The following is an 18,602-nucleotide window of genomic DNA, read 5'->3' on the forward strand; positions in this document are numbered from 1 at the left end:
TACGCTTTTCTTCTAAAGATTAATGTAAATTTAATAGCTTTTTTGAATGACAATGAAATTTCACATTAAAGTTTTAAAACTTTTCTATTCTCTATTTTTAAGTAAAATCCAGCCTGATAACTGCACCTGCTTTTTACTTATTCTGTCGATCCACATTAATTGATACCAATAAGTATCCGTTGGAAGAGGTCTTCCGAGGTGTTTTCCATTCCAGATTGGAGTTTTTAAGCTCGGTTTGAAAATGGTTTTTCCATATTTATCGAAAATAAGTCCTTCAAAATTACCAAATTTACTTATCTCACTAAAATCAATAATATCATTTTTGCCATCACTGTTTGGAGTGATAACATTAGACATGAAGAAAGTATAATATTCTATTTCTGAATAACAAATGGCGTCACTATTTCTTACTCTCACAGAATATTGTGTGTTTTTGAATATGTTATAAAAAATATTGGAAGATTGCCATGTTATACCTCCGTCAATAGAATATTCTAAAGCTGTATTCCCGTTATTTTTAGCTTTTATTGTTAATGTATTGTCCTTATAAGTTATTTCTGATATTTCAGGAGTCTGAATATAAGATACCTTTGCGTTAAATGTTTTGTTGCATACGCCATTGCTTATGGTTACTGTATAAGTTCCTGCTAATTCTGTGTTGATTATTTGTGTAGTTTCTCCCGTATTCCACACATAAGTATAATTTGGTCCTGAACCTGCATCTAAAACAGCTATGTCTCCCTTACAGATTTCAACATCATGTAAGATAGAAATTATTTCAGGTACAACTTCAATTGTAATATTTACTGGTGTGGCATTACATCCGTTTTGTCCTACTCCTGTTACGGTATACGTTGTAGTAGCAGTTGGTGAAACTGTTTGTGTATTTCCGTTGCCGGGCAATCCGGTCCATGTGTAAGAAATCGCACCATTGGCTGTAAGAATCACAGATTCACCTTCACAAATGCTCAGCTTGGAAGCATTAACAGCTATAATTGGCGGTGTTGTGTTTTTTAATACCATCACGGCGCCTTGATTTGTACATCCGGACGGGTTGGTGATTGTAAGGGTATAAGTTCCGTTGTTATTTACAATTGGATTTAAAGTATTTGCTCCTGCTACGATGTTTCCTCCTCCTGTAGCTGTCCATAAGAATGTTGCTCCTGGTTGAAAAGTAGAAGCCGAAGCATCTAAAGTTATTTGTGGATTTGTACAATTAATTTGTGCAGGTGCAGCAATATTAACAACAACAGCAGAATTCATTACGACGTTTACTGATGTTTGATATTGGCATCCAGCAGGCGTAGTTACAGTAACGGTATGTACGCCCGCGGTTGTCACGGTATTCGTGGCTCCGTTTGTTCCGTTTGACCAGGTGAAAGTATTTCCTGTTCCGGTCGCAGTTGCAGTCAATACCGTTGAATCGCCATCACAAAATGTTAAATTTCCAGTGATTTGAACATTAGGATTTGCATCTTGTATAATTGTAACTGATACGGGATCGCTTGTACAGTTTCCATTATTGTTTGTTAATGAATAAGTTCCAGGATTTGATACGGTGATAGTTTGTGTCGTTTGACCATTTGACCAAAGATTTCCAGTCGCAAAGTTTGAAATTAATGTAACGGTATTATTACCGCAAATAACATTTGAAGAAGCGGTAATTACAGCAATTGGCTTTTGATTTACAATTAATTGTAATTCTGCAATTTTAAAACAACTTGCAGATTTTATACGAACATAAACAATAGTGCTTCCAGAAGTATGTGCAACAGGATTTGCAATGGTATTGGTATTTCCTGCAATTGCATCGGCTTGATTTAAATAATAATCAAAAGAGATATTTGCTGTTGTGCTGATGTTAGGTTGCGAGGTTGTCAAATCAAATATTGCAGTAGCTGAATCTGAACATTGGCTTAAGCTCGAGTTCTGAACTACAGGAACAACTCCTTGCGTTAATGTTGCCGATTTCTGATATTGGCATCCGTTCGGCGTTGTTACGGTTACAGTGTAAGTTCCGGCAACTGCGACGGTGTTTATTGCTCCGTTTGTTCCGTTTGACCAGACAAAAGTATTTCCTGTTCCATTAGCGGTTGCTGTCAGTTGAGTAGGAGATTCGCAAAGAATTAAATTTCCTGAAATTTGTAAGTTAGGATCACTTTCGCCTGCAATAGTAACCGAAACGGGTGCGCTTGTGCAAAGTCCGTTAGAATTTGTTAAAGTATAAGTTCCTGGCGTTGTTATGGTTATTGATTGTGTGGTTTCTCCCGTAGACCAGGTATTTCCGGTAACCTGACTCGACGTGAGAATCACATTTCCTCCAAAACAAATCGTTGTTGAAGAACTTGTAATGCTTGCTGATGCAAGTTGTGTTACGATAAGTTGTAATTCTGCGATTTTAGAGCAACTTGCAGATTTTACACGAACATAAACGATGGTATTTCCGGAAGTGTGAGTTGTCGGATTTGCAATGGTATTGGTATTTCCTGCAATTGCATCGGCTTGATTTAAATAATAATCAAAAGTGACATTTGCTGTTGTGCTGATGTTAGGTTGCGAAGTTGTCAAATCAAATATTGCAGTTGTTGAGTTCGAGCATTGACTTAAGCTCGAGTTCTGAACCGTAGGAACAACTCCTTGCGTTACAGTTGCCGACTTCTGATATTGACATCCGTTCGGCGTTGTTACGGTTACGGTGTAAATTCCGGCGGTAGCAATAGTTGTTGTGGCTCCATTTGTTCCGTTTGACCACGTGAAAATATTTCCTGTTCCATTAGCTGTTGCTGTAAGTTGTGTAGGAGATTCGCAAAGAATTAAATTTCCTGCGATTTGGATATTCGGATCTGTATTTTGAGTAATCGTAATTGATGCTTGCGGACTTGTGCAAATTCCGTTTGTGCTTGTTAAAGTATAGGTTCCGGGCGTTGTTACGGTGATGGATTGCGTGGTTTCTCCTGTAGACCATATGTTTCCCGTAGCATTATTTGAGGTTAATGTAATACTTGAATTTGGGCACAAAACGGTTGTAGGTGCTGTTATATTTGCCGTTAAGCCTTTATTCTTGAAAACAATTGCTTTAGTTTCTTTACATGAATTTATCGCATTATTAGGATTATTGGGATCGTTGTAGCTGATATTATAAAAATAGGTTCCATTTGTGTTTACCGTGACAGGTCCGTTGATAGGATTATTACCTGTTGCAGCATTATTAGCATTGTCAAAATAAGAAACGGTAAAGTTTACATTACCATTTAAAATTCCTGTAGTTAATGTACTAAAATCAAAAGTTGCAGAGTTGTCGCAAATAGAAATTTCTCTGGGTGAGTTTGCGTTTGGTCCAGAATTTCCCGGTGGAATAAAAGGATTAGGTGCTAGAGCCGGATCGGTAAACGGAGAGACAAAAGTAGCGGTACCGCCCCAAGTCAGGTTGAATGTAAAAACAGTAGAAGACCAATTATCAACATATAAAAAGTAAGTTTGTCCGGCAACAACATTCATGAATCTGCAATAAGGATCTGTTGGTCCTCCTCCTGATGTTGTATTTGTATTGGTCAGATTCATTCCCGTATTTCCAAAGTTTCCTGAAGCATTGCATCTTATGGGAGCACCTTTATTTGTACATGTTCTATCCGGTCCGTATATTGCCCAGTCATAATCCACAGGTCCGGTAGGTACGAGATCAAAAGTCAAAGTTCCACTTGTTGCAATCGTGAATTTATACCAAACCGAATGATGTTCACCGCTGATAAGGCAACCTCCAAGGTTTTCATTAATGTTTCCAATTCCTCCTGGAGTATAGTTTATATTAGAATTTCCGCAAACCGTAATCGCTGAAACACAGTCTTCCTGCGCAAAAACAGTTATATTAAAAATCAATAATAAAGAAAAGAGTAGTTTTTTCATCATATTTAAAGAATAATTGTGTGAAAATTGACCATTACTTAAAATAATTTGCGATTACTTTTTAAAACTATTACGGTAAATTGAAATTGTAAGTTGTTTTTTCATGGCATTTACAAATTTAATTAAATAATATTAAAATACATAATTTATTCAATTGAACTTAATTTTTTAAAGCTAATCAATATTTATTATATGAGAATTTAATTATTTATTACTTTTTTAATATTTCTTTAAAACAACAATTTTTATGTTCACTTTTATTTTCTGTGCGAAAGGTTTGCAGGTTAATAAAAAATTCATATTTTTGCAATCCAAAATGAGATGTAATATATGTTAATAATTCCAGTAAAAGATGGTGAATCCATCGATAGAGCACTAAAAAAATATAAAAGAAAATTTGATAAAACGGGTACAGTTCGTCAATTAAGATCTAGACAAGCGTTTATCAAGCCTTCTGTAACTCTTAGACAAGCTAGATTAAAAGCGGCTTATAAGCAAAGAGGATTAAGCAAGGAAGAACAAGCTTAAGAATTTTCTTAAACACATACTAAATCACTTCTTAAATAGTTATATTTGAGAAGTGATTTTTGTTTTATATTGATATTATGCGAGAAAAGTTTTTAGACTATCTACAGTTTGAAAAGAGGTATTCGCCTCACACCATTACAAGTTACCGCAAAGATCTTGAAGATTTTTATCATTTCTATCTTAAAACAGAATCATCCGAAGATATTTCAAAGGCCGATAAAAAAGTTATCAGGAACTTTATTGTTGAGCTTAGTGAAAAAAACATTTCAAAACGAAGCATCAACCGTAAGCTTTCGACTCTTCGAAGTTTTTATCTTTTTCTTTTAAGAATCGGGGAAATCAGCGTTTCTCCCGTTGAGACAATTTCTTCCATGAAGTTTTATGCCGAAAAACAAATTCCGATGTCCGAAGACGAAATGAGAACCCTTGAACACGATGTTCTCGATAAAGCTGGAAATTTACTTGAAAAATGTATTGTTGAGGTTTTGTATCAGACGGGAATCAGAAAGGCTGAACTTTGTGGCTTAATATTTGAAAGTGTAAACCTTGAAGGAAATGAGCTAAAGATACAGGGAAAGGGAAACAAGCAAAGATTCATCCCGATCTCTCCAAACTTATCCAAACTGCTTAAAAACTATTTGGAAACCAGAAACCCTCTCGACGGATTTGAAATGTATTTCTTTGTCAATAAGAAGGGTAAAAAACTGACAGAAAAATTTGTTTATGTGGTAGTTAATAAGTACCTTAGTCTTGTTACTTCAAAACAAAAAAGAAGTCCTCACATTTTAAGGCATAGCTTTGCTACACATGTTTTAGATAACGGGGCAGAGATTTCAAAAGTAAAAGAAATATTGGGTCATTCTAGTCTTGCAAGCACACAAGTGTACACGAATGCCAATATAGAACAATTGAAAAAAGTGTTTAATCAGGCTCATCCTAGAGCTATTAAAAAAGAAGAATTATGAAGATTTCAGTACAAGCAATCGGCTTAACTCCACACGAACCGCTAGAGTCTCATGTAGACAAAAAAGTAAGTAAGCTCAATACGTTTTATGACAAAATTTTAGAATGCAAGGTCTTTCTGAAGGTAGAAAATAATTCGGAAAAAGCCAACAAAACAACAGAGCTTATCTTGGTCGTTCCGGGAGATGATATTGTAGTAAAAAAAACAAGCGCAAGTTTTGAAGAAAGTCTGGATCTGTGTGTTGATGCTGCTAAGAAACTGTTAATCAAGAAAAAAGAATTGGCTTAGGAAAGAAAGTGAAAAAAACATCAAAAAAGTTTGAGATTTCAAAAAATCTATTCTATATTTGCACTCGCAAAAAGGAATGACGATCTTTTGAAATCTTTTTTTAATTTTGCTTCCATAGCTCAGCTGGCCAGAGCACGTGATTTGTAATCTCGGGGTCGTGGGTTCGAATCCCTCTGGAAGCTCAATTAATATAAAATATCTGGGGAGATTCCAGAGTGGCTAAATGGGACTGACTGTAACTCAGTTGCTTCGGCTTCGTAGGTTCGAATCCTGCTCTCCCCACATTTTATATTACAAAAAAACTTGCAGATTAAAAGGTAATTTCCTAAGTTTGCACAGCGTTTACCAATAATTTTGGAGACAAAATTGCGGAAGTAGCTCAGTTGGTAGAGCGTCAGCCTTCCAAGCTGAATGTCGCGGGTTCGACCCCCGTCTTCCGCTCAAATTATCACACCGATTGAGGCGTGATTTTTTTTACCACTGATGTAGCGTAGAGTAGCATTTCTCTGTTTGCCTTCAGTTGATTATTTTAAATTGCTTCCATAGCTCAGCTGGCCAGAGCACGTGATTTGTAATCTCGGGGTCGTGGGTTCGAATCCCTCTGGAAGCTCAATTTAATATAAAATATCTGGGGAGATTCCAGAGTGGCTAAATGGGACTGACTGTAACTCAGTTGCTTCGGCTTCGTAGGTTCGAATCCTGCTCTCCCCACATTTTATATTACAAAAAAACTTGCAGATTTAGAAAGGAATTAATAAGTTTGCACAGCGTTTACCAATAATTTTGGAGACAAAATTGCGGAAGTAGCTCAGTTGGTAGAGCGTCAGCCTTCCAAGCTGAATGTCGCGGGTTCGACCCCCGTCTTCCGCTCAACAAGAATCACGCTGTAAAGGTGTGATTTTTTGTTTAAGGCCGACTTAGCTCAGCGGTAGAGTGCTTCCTTGGTAAGGAAGAGGTCACGGGTTCAAGTCCCGTAGTTGGCTCAACTTCATCCCGATTTCTTCGGGATTTTTTTATGCTTAATCGTCATGATTATCCTTTAAATTCTTAAATGAAATTTATAATGTATTGAATCATTCTTAAATCGGATGATTAATCTTATAAACTTAAATTCTTCACGACTCTTAAGGTAGAAAAGCATGTAATTAATCAGTTAAAAATTTAATATTATTTTAATTAATCATAAATCATATTTTTTGTTATTCAAGTAACAGCACTTCCCCATAAACACAGCATTTTAAGTAAAAATACGAAACTTCATTATAAAAGAGTGTCATAAAAATTTTCATTAAATTCGTGTCAAATAATTTGTTGATGAACATTCTTCTTTTAGAAGACGACCTCATTCTGTCGGCAGAATTGAGCAAGTTTTTAGAATCAAACCGCTTTACATGTGATAGAATTTATGAAGGGGAAACTTTTCTTCGTCAGATAAAAAATAATTCTTATGATTTGTATTTATTGGATATTAACGTACCGAAAATCAGTGGATTAGATGTGTGTCAAACGATAAGGTCTTTCGACAAAAATACACCGATCATCATTATTTCGGCTTACGGAGATATTTCGGATAAAAAAGATGCTTTTACACGATTGGCTGATGATTATCTTGTAAAACCTTTTCAGTTTGAAGAATTGCTGTTGAGAATGAATTCTTTACTAAGAAGAAAAGTGCCGTCTGATACTGCAGATCAGGATATCATCAGAGTAGATGATTTAATTATCAATAAAACCGAGCAAAAAGTTTTCAGAGCCGGTCATGAAATCGCTTTGACGCTTAAAGAATTTCAGTTGCTCACGTATCTGGCGGAAGCGCAGGGAAGAACTGTTTCCAAACAACAGATTACAGAAAACGTTTGGGAACACAATTTCAATACGAATACGAATACGGTGGAGGTTTACATCAATTTTTTAAGGAAGAAAATTGATAAAGATTTTAAAGTAAAGCTCATTCATACACGGTCGGGCTTCGGATATTATTTAAATCCTTTATAGATGTCTTTAAAGAGAAAAATAGCGCTTACGCTTAGTATTTCCTTTTCATTACTTTTTGGTATTGTTCTGATTATTATTTATGTGTCTTTTAATGATTTCCGGAAAGACGAATTTAAAGAAAGGTTTGTACGCAGATTGGATTTTACGACCAATTTTATTTCGAAATCTAAAAATTTTGAAGAAGAAGCACCTATTTTTTTCAATGAAAATTCCGATAATATCCTTCTCAATGAGACGATTTTAATTTTTAATTCTAAAAAACAGCTTATTTACAGCACCGTAAAAGACCGCGAAGTCACTTGGGACAAAAATCTGCTGAACGAGGTCGACCGGAAAAAATCTGTGCATATAGAAAAAACTGAACCCGAAGTATATGCAGCTTTAAGAAATATCAATGGCGAAAACTATTATATTCTCACGCGAGCTTTCGACACCAATGGGCAATCAAAACTGGCATATTTAAAGTATCTTTTGATTACTGCATTTATTACCTGCACACTTTTGATTGGTCTGTTCAGTTATTATTTTATGGGCAAATTTCTCCGTCCTTTGGATGATCTTAATAAAGAAATTTCCGAAGTTACGGCCCACAAACTCACGACACAAATTCCGGTTGACCAGTCAAATGATGAAATCACTATTCTGGCGAAGTCTTTCAACACGATGATTGTAAGGTTGAATGATATTTTCCAGTCTCAAAAAGACTTTACGGCAAGTGCTTCGCATGAGATCAGAACTCCGATTACCAGAATGGCTTTTCAGCTGGAAAATTTAATTAAGCTGGAACAGCATTCTCCTGAAACGCTTTCTTCATTAAAACAGATGCTGAAAGATGTGTATCAGTTATCGGATTTGACGAATTCTCTTTTGCTCCTCACAAAATTTGATAAAGAAAATATTCAGACCATTTACGAAGATGTGAGAATAGATGAAGTGATATTTGAATCTTTTGAGCGTGTCCAGAAAAGTTATCCCAGCCTTACGATGGATTTCCTTATTTCGGAAAACGATTCTGAACATAATTTTCTTACCATTAAAGGAATACAGTCGCTTTTGGACATTGTTTTTATTAATTTATTTAAAAATGCTGCCGTTTATTCGGATGATTCCGAAGCTAAAGTTTTAATCACAGAAACTGAATCTCAACTTATCGTAGACGTGGTTTCAGCCGGAAATACCATTTCAATTGAAGAGCAACCCAAATTGTTCGATGCCTTTATGCGCGGCAATAATTCTCAAAATATCACTGGCTCCGGCCTTGGTCTCCGTATTGCCAAAAGAATCCTTGAATATCACAATGCAAAAATTAAATACAACTCGCCTGAGGAACATACCAATAAGTTTAGTGTTACTTTTAATAAATAATATTTTTGAACCATTAAGATTTTAATTAAGAAGTTTAGAATATTAAGATCAGCTTCGCTTTAAGCATTCAGCTTTAAAAAATCTATTTGATTTCTTAAAAAAACTTAACAGCTTAAATCTCCTTAATGGTTCAAAAACTTTTCGAATTCCTTCCCAAAATCAAATTTAATTTTTTTTTAAGCCTCCTTATATCACAGGCTCAGGTTTGGGACTTCGAATTGCTAAAAAGAATTCTGGAATATCACAATGCAAAAATCAAATATGATTCGCCTGCTGAAAATACCAATAAGTTTACTGTGATTTTTAATAAATAATATTTTTGAACCATTAAGATTTTAATTAAGAAGTTTAGAATATTAAGATCAGCTTCGCTTTAAGCATTCAGCTTTAAAAAATCTATTTGATTTCTTAAAAAAACTTAACAGCTTAAATCTCCTTAATGGTTCAAAAACTTTTCAAATTTCCTCCCAAAACCAAATTTAATTTTTTTTTAAGCCTCCTTTAAGGTCGTTTTAATCGAGCAGCCGCACTTTTGTCATCAAAATTGAGAGAATGAACAAAATTGCAGGACTGTTCGTTGTTATTTCATCGATAATGACAGCGCAACAGCAAATGTCGCTTTTGGATTGCGAAAATGCCTTTCAGCAAAATAATCTTCAGCTTCTTGCCGAACAATACAACATCAACATTGCTGATGCGGATATTCTGCAGGCTAAAATCTGGGAACTTCCGCAGATGAGTGGTTACATCAATGCATATAATCCTGAAGACAGAAAGTTTTTAGATGCCGGCAAAGCCAAAGGTTTTGAAGTGACGCAACTTATCTACATGGGTGGAAAAAAGAAAAATGAAGTTGCCTTTGCAAAATCAAACAAAGAATTGGCGCAGCTTCAGTTTTCACAGCTTCTTGTTGAGTTGAGAACTCAGCTTCATGCTAATTACTACAATCTTTATTACGAAAAACTAAAGCTTGAGAATACGAATAAGCAATTGGGTTATATGAATGACCTTTTAAAAGCGTATAAAATACAGTCGGCAAAAGGAAATGTCTCGTTAAAAGATGAGGTGAGATTACAAAGCATCGTGATTCAGTTGAATAATGATAAGCTTGAAATCAGCAAAAACATTCTTGAATTTGAGCAGAATTTAAAAGTTCTTACCGGAATTACCGAAAATATAGAGCCTCTAATTTCAGATGACGAAGCAAAAGAAATTCTTGCTTCACAGCCTTTCGGAGATGAATCTGATTTAAAAAGAAAAGCCATCGAAAACAATGCAGATTATTTATTTAATCTAAAACTGATTGACAATTCTAAACTTTATGCGCAATGGCAAAAATCTCTCAATGTTCCGGATCTCAATGTGGGCGCAGAGTACGACCAAAACTCGGGAACTTTTAAAAATGAAATTAATCTAAAAGTTGGAATCCCCATACCGCTTTGGAAAGTGAATAAAGGAAATGTGCAGAAAGCCAATTTTGCCATTCAGCAGAATCAGAGAAATGCGGAATTTCAGAAACTGAATCTCGAGACTAAAGTACAGTCAGCTTTTCAAATGTGGAAAAATCAGTACCAACAGTTGCTGGAAATCAAATCTACCGACCTCGATAATCTGGACTTGGTCTACAATGGAATTCTGAAAAACTTCAGAAACGGAAACGTCAATCTCATCGATTTTACAGATTTCATGGAAAGTTATCGTCAGACATCGCTTCAGATTTATGATATGAAAAACGAGCTGATACAATCCGCAGAACAACTCAATCAATTGGTACAAACGAAAATCTTCTACTAAAAATGAAAAAAATTATAATCCCTGTTATTATTGCACTTTTTTTTACGTCTTGTTCGAAAGAGGAAGCGCCAAAAGAAACAGCGCCAAAAGGTTTTGAACTGAGCAATACCATGCTCGAATCTATCACCACAGCAAAAGCTGAATTCAAAAACATAGAAGATACCTACAATTTTTACGGAAAAATATCTGCAGACAGAAACTCTTACATCGACGTTTATCCTTTGGTAGGCGGAAATGTAATGAGCGTCAATGTTGAATTGGGAGATTATGTAAAGAAAGGTCAGGTTCTCGCAACCATAAGAAGTACAGAGTTGGCAGATGTGCAGAAAGATGTGAGTGATTCTAAAACCGATTTATTGGTTGCTCAAAATAATCTTCGTGTTGCCAAAGAAATGTACGAAGGAAAACTGACGACAGAAAGAGAAGTTCTGGAAGCAAAAAGTCAGGTGCAGAAAGCACAGGATCAAATGCAAAGATCTTCGGCAGTAAGTACGGTTTACAATGTGAAAAAAGGTAATATCTACAGTGTTTTAGCTCCAATCAACGGATATATTGTTCACAAGGACATCAATAAAGATATGCAGCTGAGAAGCGACCGAAGTGAAAATATTTTCGATGTTGCCAATACAACAAATGTGTGGGCGATCATGAATGTAAATGAATCTGATATTGATAAGATAAGTCTTGGTATGGCGGCGCAGGTTTCCACATTATCTTATCCGGATAAAGTTTTTAACGGAAAAATTGATAAAATCTTTAAAATCATCGACCCACAAACCAATGCCATGCAGGCGAGAGTGGTTTTGGATAATGCCAACGGATTATTAATTCCAGAAAGTAAAGCGACCATCAAGGTTTCAAAATCTGAGAATGCGTCAGCGCTTTCTGTTCCGTCGAAAGCGGTCATTTTTGATGATGACAGAAGTTTTGTAGTTGTTTTTAAGTCAAGAACTGATGTCAAAGTAAAAGAAATCAAAGTCCTGAAACAGCTGGGCGATGTTACTTACATTACCGAAGGTCTTGCGGAGGGAGAAAATGTAATCACCAATAACCAGTTGCTGATTTACCGTTCACTGAAAAACTAAGATGAAAATTAAACATTCAGGAAAATCCTCGATTTTCCTTCTAATGTCCTCTTTTAAGCAAAATAAAATATAAATCTCTAATGTGACTTATGTGTTTAAAATCGTTTAAACGAGTTTCTTAGTTAAAGTTTTTCAAATTAAACATTTAGTTAGTAGTCTAATATCTAAAGCTAACATCTAATTTCTATTATGAATAAATTCATTAAAAATATTATCTCGTTTTCAATCAAAAATAAAGCTTTCACCTTTATTTGGGTTGCGGTTTTGGCGGTTGCGGGTTTTATCAGTTTCAAAAATATGCCGATTGAAGCTTTTCCTGATGTCACCAACACCCAAATCGTCATCATCACCCAATGGAATGGCCGAAGTGCCGAAGAAGTGGAACGTTTTGTCACGACACCCATCGAATTGGCGATGAGTCCGGTTCAAAAAAAAACAAGTGTGAGAAGTACAACAATGTTCGGACTTTCTATCGTTAAAATTCTCTTTGACGACGGAGTAGACGATATGTTTGCCCGAAATCAGGTTAACAATCAATTGCGAAATGTGAGTCTGCCTGATGAGGTTGATCCCGAAGTGCAGCCACCTTACGGGCCGACCGGAGAAATTTTCAGATATACATTGGAAAGTAAAACTAAAGATTCAAGGGAACTTTTGACTTTACAAAACTGGGTCATCGACCGTGCGCTGAGAGGTGTTCCGGGAGTTGCTGATATCAATGTTTTTGGTGGTCAGGATAAAGTTTTTGAGTTGAGCATTGACCCAAGAGCTTTAGATAAATACAATCTGACGCCTTCTCAGGTTTTTGAAGCCGTAACGAAAAGTAATCTGAATGTTGGTGGAGATGTGATTGAAAAAAATGGCCAGGCCTACGTAGTTCGGGGAATTGGTTTGGTGCAATCTAATGAAGATATCGGAAATATCACGATTCAAAACGAGAGCGGAAATCCGGTTTTGGTTAAAAATGTAGCAGAAGTTCATGAGAGTTCGTTGCCAAGAGTAGGGCAGGCTGGTTTGAATAAGCAGGATGATACCGTAGAAGGAATCGTGGTAATGCGTAAAGGTGAAAATCCGCGTGAGGTTTTGGTTGGTGTGAAAGCTAAAATTAATGAGCTTAACGAAAAAATCCTTCCGAAAGATGTGAAAATGGTCACTTTCTATGATCGTGATAACCTAATGGATTTCACCACAGAAACCGTAATGCACAATTTAATGGAAGGAATTATCCTGGTAACGGTTATCGTTTTGATCTTCATGGCAGACTGGCGTACGACCTTGATTGTTTCCATCATCATTCCGTTATCCTTACTGTTTGCGTTTTTATGTTTAAAAATGGCGGGCATGAGTGCTAACCTACTTTCATTGGGAGCAGTTGATTTCGGAATCATCATAGACGGAGCCGTCGTCATGGTTGAAGGAATCTTCGTGATGCTCGACCATAAAGCCAAGAAATACGGCCCCGAGAAATTCAATAAAATGGCAAAAGCCGGCTGGATCAAACAGACTGGAACTGGTTTAGGAAAAGCAATTTTTTTTTCAAAATTAATTATCATTACTTCATTGATTCCCATTTTCTCATTTCAAAAGGTGGAAGGGAAAATGTTTTCACCATTGGCATTTACGCTTGGTTTTGCATTAATTGGTGCATTGATTTTCACACTGACATTGGTTCCGGTTCTTACGCACATGCTTTTAAATAAAAATGTAAGAGAAAAAAGCAATCCGTTTGTGAATTTCTGGGACAGAATTGTGCTAAAGGGTTTCGGTTTTACATTTAAACATAAAAAATTGAGTTTAATTGTTGCATTGTCTTTTATGGCTGTCACATTATTTTCAGGAAAATTTTTAGGAACAGAATTTTTACCTCAGTTAAATGAAGGTTCGCTTTGGATAACTGCAGAAATGCCGATGAGTTCATCTTTAAAAGAATCGCTGAAAACTGCCGATATTCTGAAAAAAGATATTATGAGCGTTCCGGAAGTGACTGATGTTCTTGCACAGACCGGACGGAGCAATGACGGAACAGACCCCAACGGTTTCGGATTTGTGCAGTTTGCAGTGAATCTTCAGCCAAAAGATGAATGGAAACGTAAAATCAATTATGAAGAACTCGTAGAAGAAATTGATAAAAAACTCAGAAACTATCAGGGGATTACTTTTAATTATTCTCAGCCCATTTCGGATAATGTCGCAGAAGCAGTTGCAGGTTTTAAAGCTGAAAATGGAATTAAAATTTACGGAGATAATTTGCAGACGCTTGACCGATTGGCGGATGAGGTTCTCAATTCAATCAAAGATGTAGATGGGGTAAAAGATGCCGGAATCATTAAAAATATTGGTCAGCCTGAAGTGAGTGTAGTGCTCGACAGAGATAAAATGGCAGCTTACGGCGTGATGCCCGACGATGCACAGTCTGTTCTTGAAATGGCATTCGGTGGAAAAACAGCCTCTGAAATGTTTAATGGTGAAAGAAAGTTCCCAATCAGGCTGAGGTATTCTGAAGAGTACAGAAAAGATGAGAAAGATATTGCATCTCTGATGGTTCCTACGCAGGACGGTGCCAAAATTCCTTTAAAAGAAATCAGTACGCTTGTAAAAGACAACGGTGCTGCATTTATTTACAGAGATGATATTAAAAGATATATCGGGATCAAATTTTCTATCCGAGATCGTGATTTGGGTGGAACGATCGGTGATGCACAGAAAGAAGTGGCGAAAATTAAAATTCCTGACGGATATTCTGTGGGCTGGACCGGTCAGTTTGAAAATCAACAGAGAGCTACCAAGAGATTGACGGAGGTGGTTCCGATCAGTATTTTAGGAATTTTCTTCCTGTTATTTATCCTTTTTGGAAACATGAAAGATTCACTTTTGGTTTTAATCAATGTACCTTTTGCATTGATCGGTGGAATTATCGCTTTGCATTTAACCAATATGAATTTCGGGATTTCTGCCGGAGTCGGGATGATCGCCCTTTTGGGAATTTGTATTCAAAACGGAGTTATTCTTATTACGGAATTTCATCAGAATGTAAAAGACGGATTGAAAATAGATGATGCCATCTTTAGCGGTGTAAAATCCAGAACACGTCCCGTAATTATGACCGCATTAATGGCATCCATAGGATTGTTGCCAGCGGCTCTTTCTACAGGAATCGGCTCCGAATCTCAAAAGCCGTTGGCAATTGTAATTATTGGTGGATTAATTACTGCAACATTTCTTACTTTATTAATTTTCCCGATCGTCTTTTGGATTTTTAATAAAAAGAAAGAAGAAATTATTTAAATCATTCTTTTATTTGTTTTTATATAGCTGAAGCCCGGAACAGAAAATCTGCTCCGGGCTTCTTTTGAATAATAATATTTGTGTGTTTTTAAAATCCTAATCCAACGCTGAATGCTTTTACCGGATTTGGGTAAGTAGCTAATGAAGTCGTGGAACCATTGGAGGTATTTACGGTGTATATTTTAGTATCTCCGCCTACGGAAGCAAGCAAATAAGCTTTCTGGCCTGTACTTCCGATATCAAACCCATTAGCTTCAGTGATATTGATTCCTAATGCGCCTCTTTCTACCAAAGTACCTGCATTTGGTGGATTTTGTAAATAAAGTTTATCAGTATTGTGATCAATTACAAATAAAGAAGTTGTGGCCGCACCTGCAAAATTATCAGCGTAAGCTGCGGCACTTACTGTTAACGGCACAGGATTTAGATTAATATCAACTGCTGTAACTGTACCATCAACAGGGTTTAAACGAAGATTTTGACCGGTATCGCTTACAACTCTTATTTTATCAACTGTGGGATTAAAGTCAAAGCCAAATTTTGTTCCCTGAAGCGGAGTAGAAAGTGTGCCGGTACCTATTTGTGTAGCCGCACCTGAACTTAAATTAATAGTGTATATTCTGCTTGAACTTCCTAAAGCGTAAAGCTGGCCGTTTAAAGGTCTGAAATCTATCCCTAAAATATTTTCGCCGGTCTGTATTCCCGTAATTGCTTTTGTTATCGGTATCGGATTGTTTGGGTCAAATATCTGTAGTGCATTTGCATTATCAATTGCATAAGCCACAGGATCTGTAGGAATAGCAAGGTCAATTATTTTTTGAGCTAAAGTACCGATATTGGCCGTTTTTCCATTGTTAAGGTCAACCGTATATAGATTATTTTGAGATCCTGTCGTCGCAGCCATTAATGCGATACTGTTATCAGGATTAATATCAAATGCTGCCTGGCCGGTAAAGGTAAAGCCCAAACTTCCAACTTCAACCAAGGTTCCGGCATTTGGAGGATCTTGTTTAAATAATTTTCCCGAAGTAAGGTCGTACAAGGTGGTCGTGGATGCGCCGGCCTTACTGTTGGTATATGCAATACCTGCAATCGCTGCTGTTGTTGCGATATTTGTATCAGTAGCCGCAGTAACTCCGTTTTCAGGATTGATACGAAGATTTTGTCCTGTATTTGATACCAATCTGATGCGGTCAACAGTCGGATTGAAATCAATAGAAACAATCGTTCCTGAAATAGCAGGAGCAAAAGCTGTATTGCTTACAACTCTCGAAGCTCCAGTAGACGTATTTATGATATACAGTTTACTTGTGCTTGATACAGCATAAAGCTCACCTGTAGCAGGCCTGAAATCTATACTTAGCAATTTTTCGCCAGTTGCCAATCCCATTATTGTTTTGGTGGAGGCAAAGGATGCAGAATTATTTGCGTTAAAATAGACCAATTGATTATTCTCGGTTAAACCATAAACCATCACATCAGGAGTGACAGCCGATTCTTCGGGCATACTTATTTCGTCGTCATCACAAGAAAATATTGTGACAAGTGCAAAGGTAGCCAAGCAAAAATTGAATAGTTTTTTCATATAATTTATCATTGATTGTTGTAATGTATATACGAAGCAAAAACAATCTTGGATTTCTTGAACTGTTTTTTTAATTCATTTTTTTGTTTAAATTTGCAACTCGAATAATATAAAAATTACACGTTTGCAGTTTTTAGTTTTGAATATTGATTTTTTTTAATCAAAAAGATTTTAGTATTTAAAAATTCATTATATTTGCACACCGAAAAATTGAATAAAACAATAAAATAAATAATTTAAATCATGGCAAAGGAAACGTTTAATCGTAACAAACCACACTTGAACATTGGTACTATTGGTCACGTTGACCATGGTAAAACTACTCTTACTGCTGCTATTTCTGCTGTATTAGCTAGCAAAGGTCTTGCTGAGAAAAAAGACTTCTCTGCAATTGACTCTGCTCCGGAAGAAAAAGAAAGAGGGATCACTATCAATACTGCTCACATCGAATACGAAACTGAAAATAGACATTATGCTCACGTTGACTGTCCGGGTCACGCTGACTATGTTAAAAACATGGTAACTGGTGCTGCTCAGATGGATGGTGCAATCGTAGTATGTGCTGCAACTGATGGACCAATGCCTCAAACAAGAGAACATATCTTACTTTGCCGTCAGGTAAACGTACCTAGAATTGTTGTTTTCATGAACAAAGTTGACATGGTAGATGATGCTGAGTTATTAGAGCTTGTTGAAATGGAGCTTAGAGACTTATTATCTACTTATGATTTTGACGGAGATAACTCTCCAGTAATTCAAGGTTCTGCACTAGGTGCACTTACTGCAGCTACTGCAACTCCTGTTAACTCGGAAGATAAGTGGTTCAAAAGCGTAGAAGAATTAATGGATGCTGTTGATACTTGGATCGAGCAACCAACAAGAGATATGGATAAGCCATTCTTGATGCCTATTGAAGATGTATTCTCTATTACAGGTAGAGGTACTGTAGCAACTGGTAGAATCGAGGCTGGTGTTATCAACACTGGTGATCCAGTTGATATCGTAGGTATGGGTGATGAAAAATTAACTTCTACAATTACAGGAGTTGAGATGTTCAGAAAAATCCTAGACAGAGGTGAAGCTGGTGATAACGTAGGTCTATTGTTGAGAGGTATTGAAAAAACTGACATCAAGAGAGGTATGGTAATCGCTAAGAAAGATTCTGTTAAACCACACAAAAAATTCAAAGCTTCTGTTTATATTCTTTCTAAAGAAGAAGGTGGACGTCACACTCCATTCCACAACAAATACCGTCCTCAGTTCTATGTAAGAACTACTGACGTTACAGGTGAGATCTTCTTACCAGAAGGTGTAGAAATGGTAATGCCTGGTGATAACTTAGAAATCACTGTAGAATTGTTGCAACCAATCGCTCTTAACGTAGGTCTTAGATTTGCGATCAGAGAAGGAGGTAGAACAGTTGGTTCAGGTCAGGTTACTGAAATCTTAGACTAATCATCTTAATATAATTAAAGTTCCGTAAGGAAACTTACGGAACTTTATTAATCTACGGGCATCGTCCAATGGTAGGATACCGGTCTCCAAAACCGTTGATCAGGGTTCGAATCCTTGTGCCCGTGCAAATATAAATTATGAGTTCATTTGTTGATTTTTTAAAAGGTTCTTATAACGAATTCAGACATAAAGTTGAATGGCCAGCATGGTCAGATTTGCAGTCGTCTACAATTGTAGTTACAATTGCTACTATAATATTGTCATTATTTACCTTTGGGGTTGATGAATTGTTTTCAAAAGCAATCAGCAACATCATTGGAATACTAATTAATGCATTCAACTAAAAAAAGTATTT

Annotated in this window: 12 protein-coding genes and 8 tRNA genes; 18 read left to right on the forward strand and 2 right to left on the reverse strand. The window is 36.3% G+C overall.

Annotated features, from left to right (window positions below; genetic code table 11):
* Positions 1-84: 84 nt before the first annotated feature.
* Complete coding sequence (locus AC6CHK_RS11585) at positions 85-3,906, reverse strand: FIDD domain-containing protein (protein WP_498096288.1); 3,822 nt, start codon at positions 3,904-3,906, stop codon at positions 85-87.
* Between the two features lie 327 nt (positions 3,907-4,233).
* Between AC6CHK_RS11585 and rpsU the strand changes: the two genes are divergently transcribed.
* The 15 genes from rpsU (at position 4,234) to AC6CHK_RS11660 (ending at position 15,207) form a co-directional block, all read left to right on the forward strand.
* On the forward strand, positions 4,234-4,431 hold the full coding sequence (gene rpsU, locus AC6CHK_RS11590) for a 30S ribosomal protein S21 (RefSeq protein WP_034702010.1): 198 nt from the start codon (positions 4,234-4,236) through the stop codon (positions 4,429-4,431).
* 77 nt (positions 4,432-4,508) lie between these two features.
* Positions 4,509-5,396, forward strand: a complete 888-nt coding sequence (locus AC6CHK_RS11595; RefSeq protein ID WP_498096290.1) for a phage lytic cycle repressor MrpR family protein — start codon at positions 4,509-4,511, stop codon at positions 5,394-5,396.
* Positions 5,393-5,683 (forward strand): HPF/RaiA family ribosome-associated protein, encoded by a 291-nt coding sequence (locus tag AC6CHK_RS11600; RefSeq protein WP_498096292.1) that lies wholly within the window; start codon positions 5,393-5,395, stop codon positions 5,681-5,683. The genes AC6CHK_RS11595 and AC6CHK_RS11600 overlap by 4 nt, the downstream gene beginning before the upstream one ends.
* A 108-nt stretch (positions 5,684-5,791) precedes the next feature.
* Positions 5,792-5,865: transfer RNA gene (locus AC6CHK_RS11605), tRNA-Thr, on the forward strand.
* Positions 5,866-5,884: 19 nt separating this feature from the next.
* Positions 5,885-5,965, forward strand: a tRNA-Tyr gene (locus AC6CHK_RS11610).
* A gap of 86 nt (positions 5,966-6,051) precedes the next feature.
* A tRNA-Gly gene (locus AC6CHK_RS11615) sits at positions 6,052-6,124 on the forward strand.
* A gap of 95 nt (positions 6,125-6,219) precedes the next feature.
* Positions 6,220-6,293, forward strand: a tRNA-Thr gene (locus AC6CHK_RS11620).
* A 20-nt stretch (positions 6,294-6,313) separates the two neighbouring features.
* Positions 6,314-6,394 (forward strand) — tRNA-Tyr (locus AC6CHK_RS11625).
* 86 nt (positions 6,395-6,480) lie between these two features.
* A tRNA-Gly gene (locus tag AC6CHK_RS11630) sits at positions 6,481-6,553 on the forward strand.
* Positions 6,554-6,594: 41 nt separating this feature from the next.
* Positions 6,595-6,666 (forward strand) — tRNA-Thr (locus AC6CHK_RS11635).
* Between the two features lie 331 nt (positions 6,667-6,997).
* A complete protein-coding gene (locus AC6CHK_RS11640) occupies positions 6,998-7,678 on the forward strand; it encodes a response regulator transcription factor (RefSeq protein ID WP_498096294.1) in 681 nt (226 codons plus the stop codon).
* Positions 7,679-9,043 carry a HAMP domain-containing sensor histidine kinase gene (locus AC6CHK_RS11645; protein ID WP_498096296.1) on the forward strand — a complete coding sequence of 455 codons (1,365 nt, stop codon included), beginning with the start codon at positions 7,679-7,681 and terminating at the stop codon, positions 9,041-9,043.
* A gap of 552 nt (positions 9,044-9,595) precedes the next feature.
* Positions 9,596-10,837 (forward strand): TolC family protein, encoded by a 1,242-nt coding sequence (locus AC6CHK_RS11650; RefSeq protein WP_498096298.1) that lies wholly within the window; start codon positions 9,596-9,598, stop codon positions 10,835-10,837.
* A 2-nt stretch (positions 10,838-10,839) separates the two neighbouring features.
* Positions 10,840-11,922 (forward strand): efflux RND transporter periplasmic adaptor subunit, encoded by a 1,083-nt coding sequence (locus AC6CHK_RS11655; RefSeq protein WP_498096300.1) that lies wholly within the window; start codon positions 10,840-10,842, stop codon positions 11,920-11,922.
* 189 nt (positions 11,923-12,111) lie between these two features.
* Positions 12,112-15,207 carry an efflux RND transporter permease subunit gene (locus AC6CHK_RS11660; RefSeq protein WP_498096302.1) on the forward strand — a complete coding sequence of 1,032 codons (3,096 nt, stop codon included), beginning with the start codon at positions 12,112-12,114 and terminating at the stop codon, positions 15,205-15,207.
* An 88-nt stretch (positions 15,208-15,295) separates the two neighbouring features.
* On the opposite strand, the gene AC6CHK_RS11665 is transcribed toward AC6CHK_RS11660, so the two are convergent.
* A complete protein-coding gene (locus AC6CHK_RS11665) occupies positions 15,296-16,792 on the reverse strand; it encodes a DUF4394 domain-containing protein (protein ID WP_498096304.1) in 1,497 nt (498 codons plus the stop codon).
* A gap of 243 nt (positions 16,793-17,035) precedes the next feature.
* Between AC6CHK_RS11665 and tuf the strand changes: the two genes are divergently transcribed.
* The 3 genes from tuf to secE all read left to right on the forward strand — a co-directional run bounded on the left by tuf (position 17,036) and on the right by secE (position 18,591).
* Complete coding sequence (tuf, locus tag AC6CHK_RS11670) at positions 17,036-18,247, forward strand: elongation factor Tu (protein ID WP_498096306.1); 1,212 nt, start codon at positions 17,036-17,038, stop codon at positions 18,245-18,247.
* A gap of 54 nt (positions 18,248-18,301) precedes the next feature.
* Positions 18,302-18,372 (forward strand) — tRNA-Trp (locus AC6CHK_RS11675).
* A gap of 12 nt (positions 18,373-18,384) precedes the next feature.
* Entirely contained in the window at positions 18,385-18,591 is a 207-nt protein-coding gene (secE, locus tag AC6CHK_RS11680) for a preprotein translocase subunit SecE (RefSeq protein WP_498096308.1), read from the forward strand.
* Positions 18,592-18,602: the final 11 nt, after the last annotated feature.

It is taken from the genome of Chryseobacterium sp. GQ58, assembly GCF_059758895.1.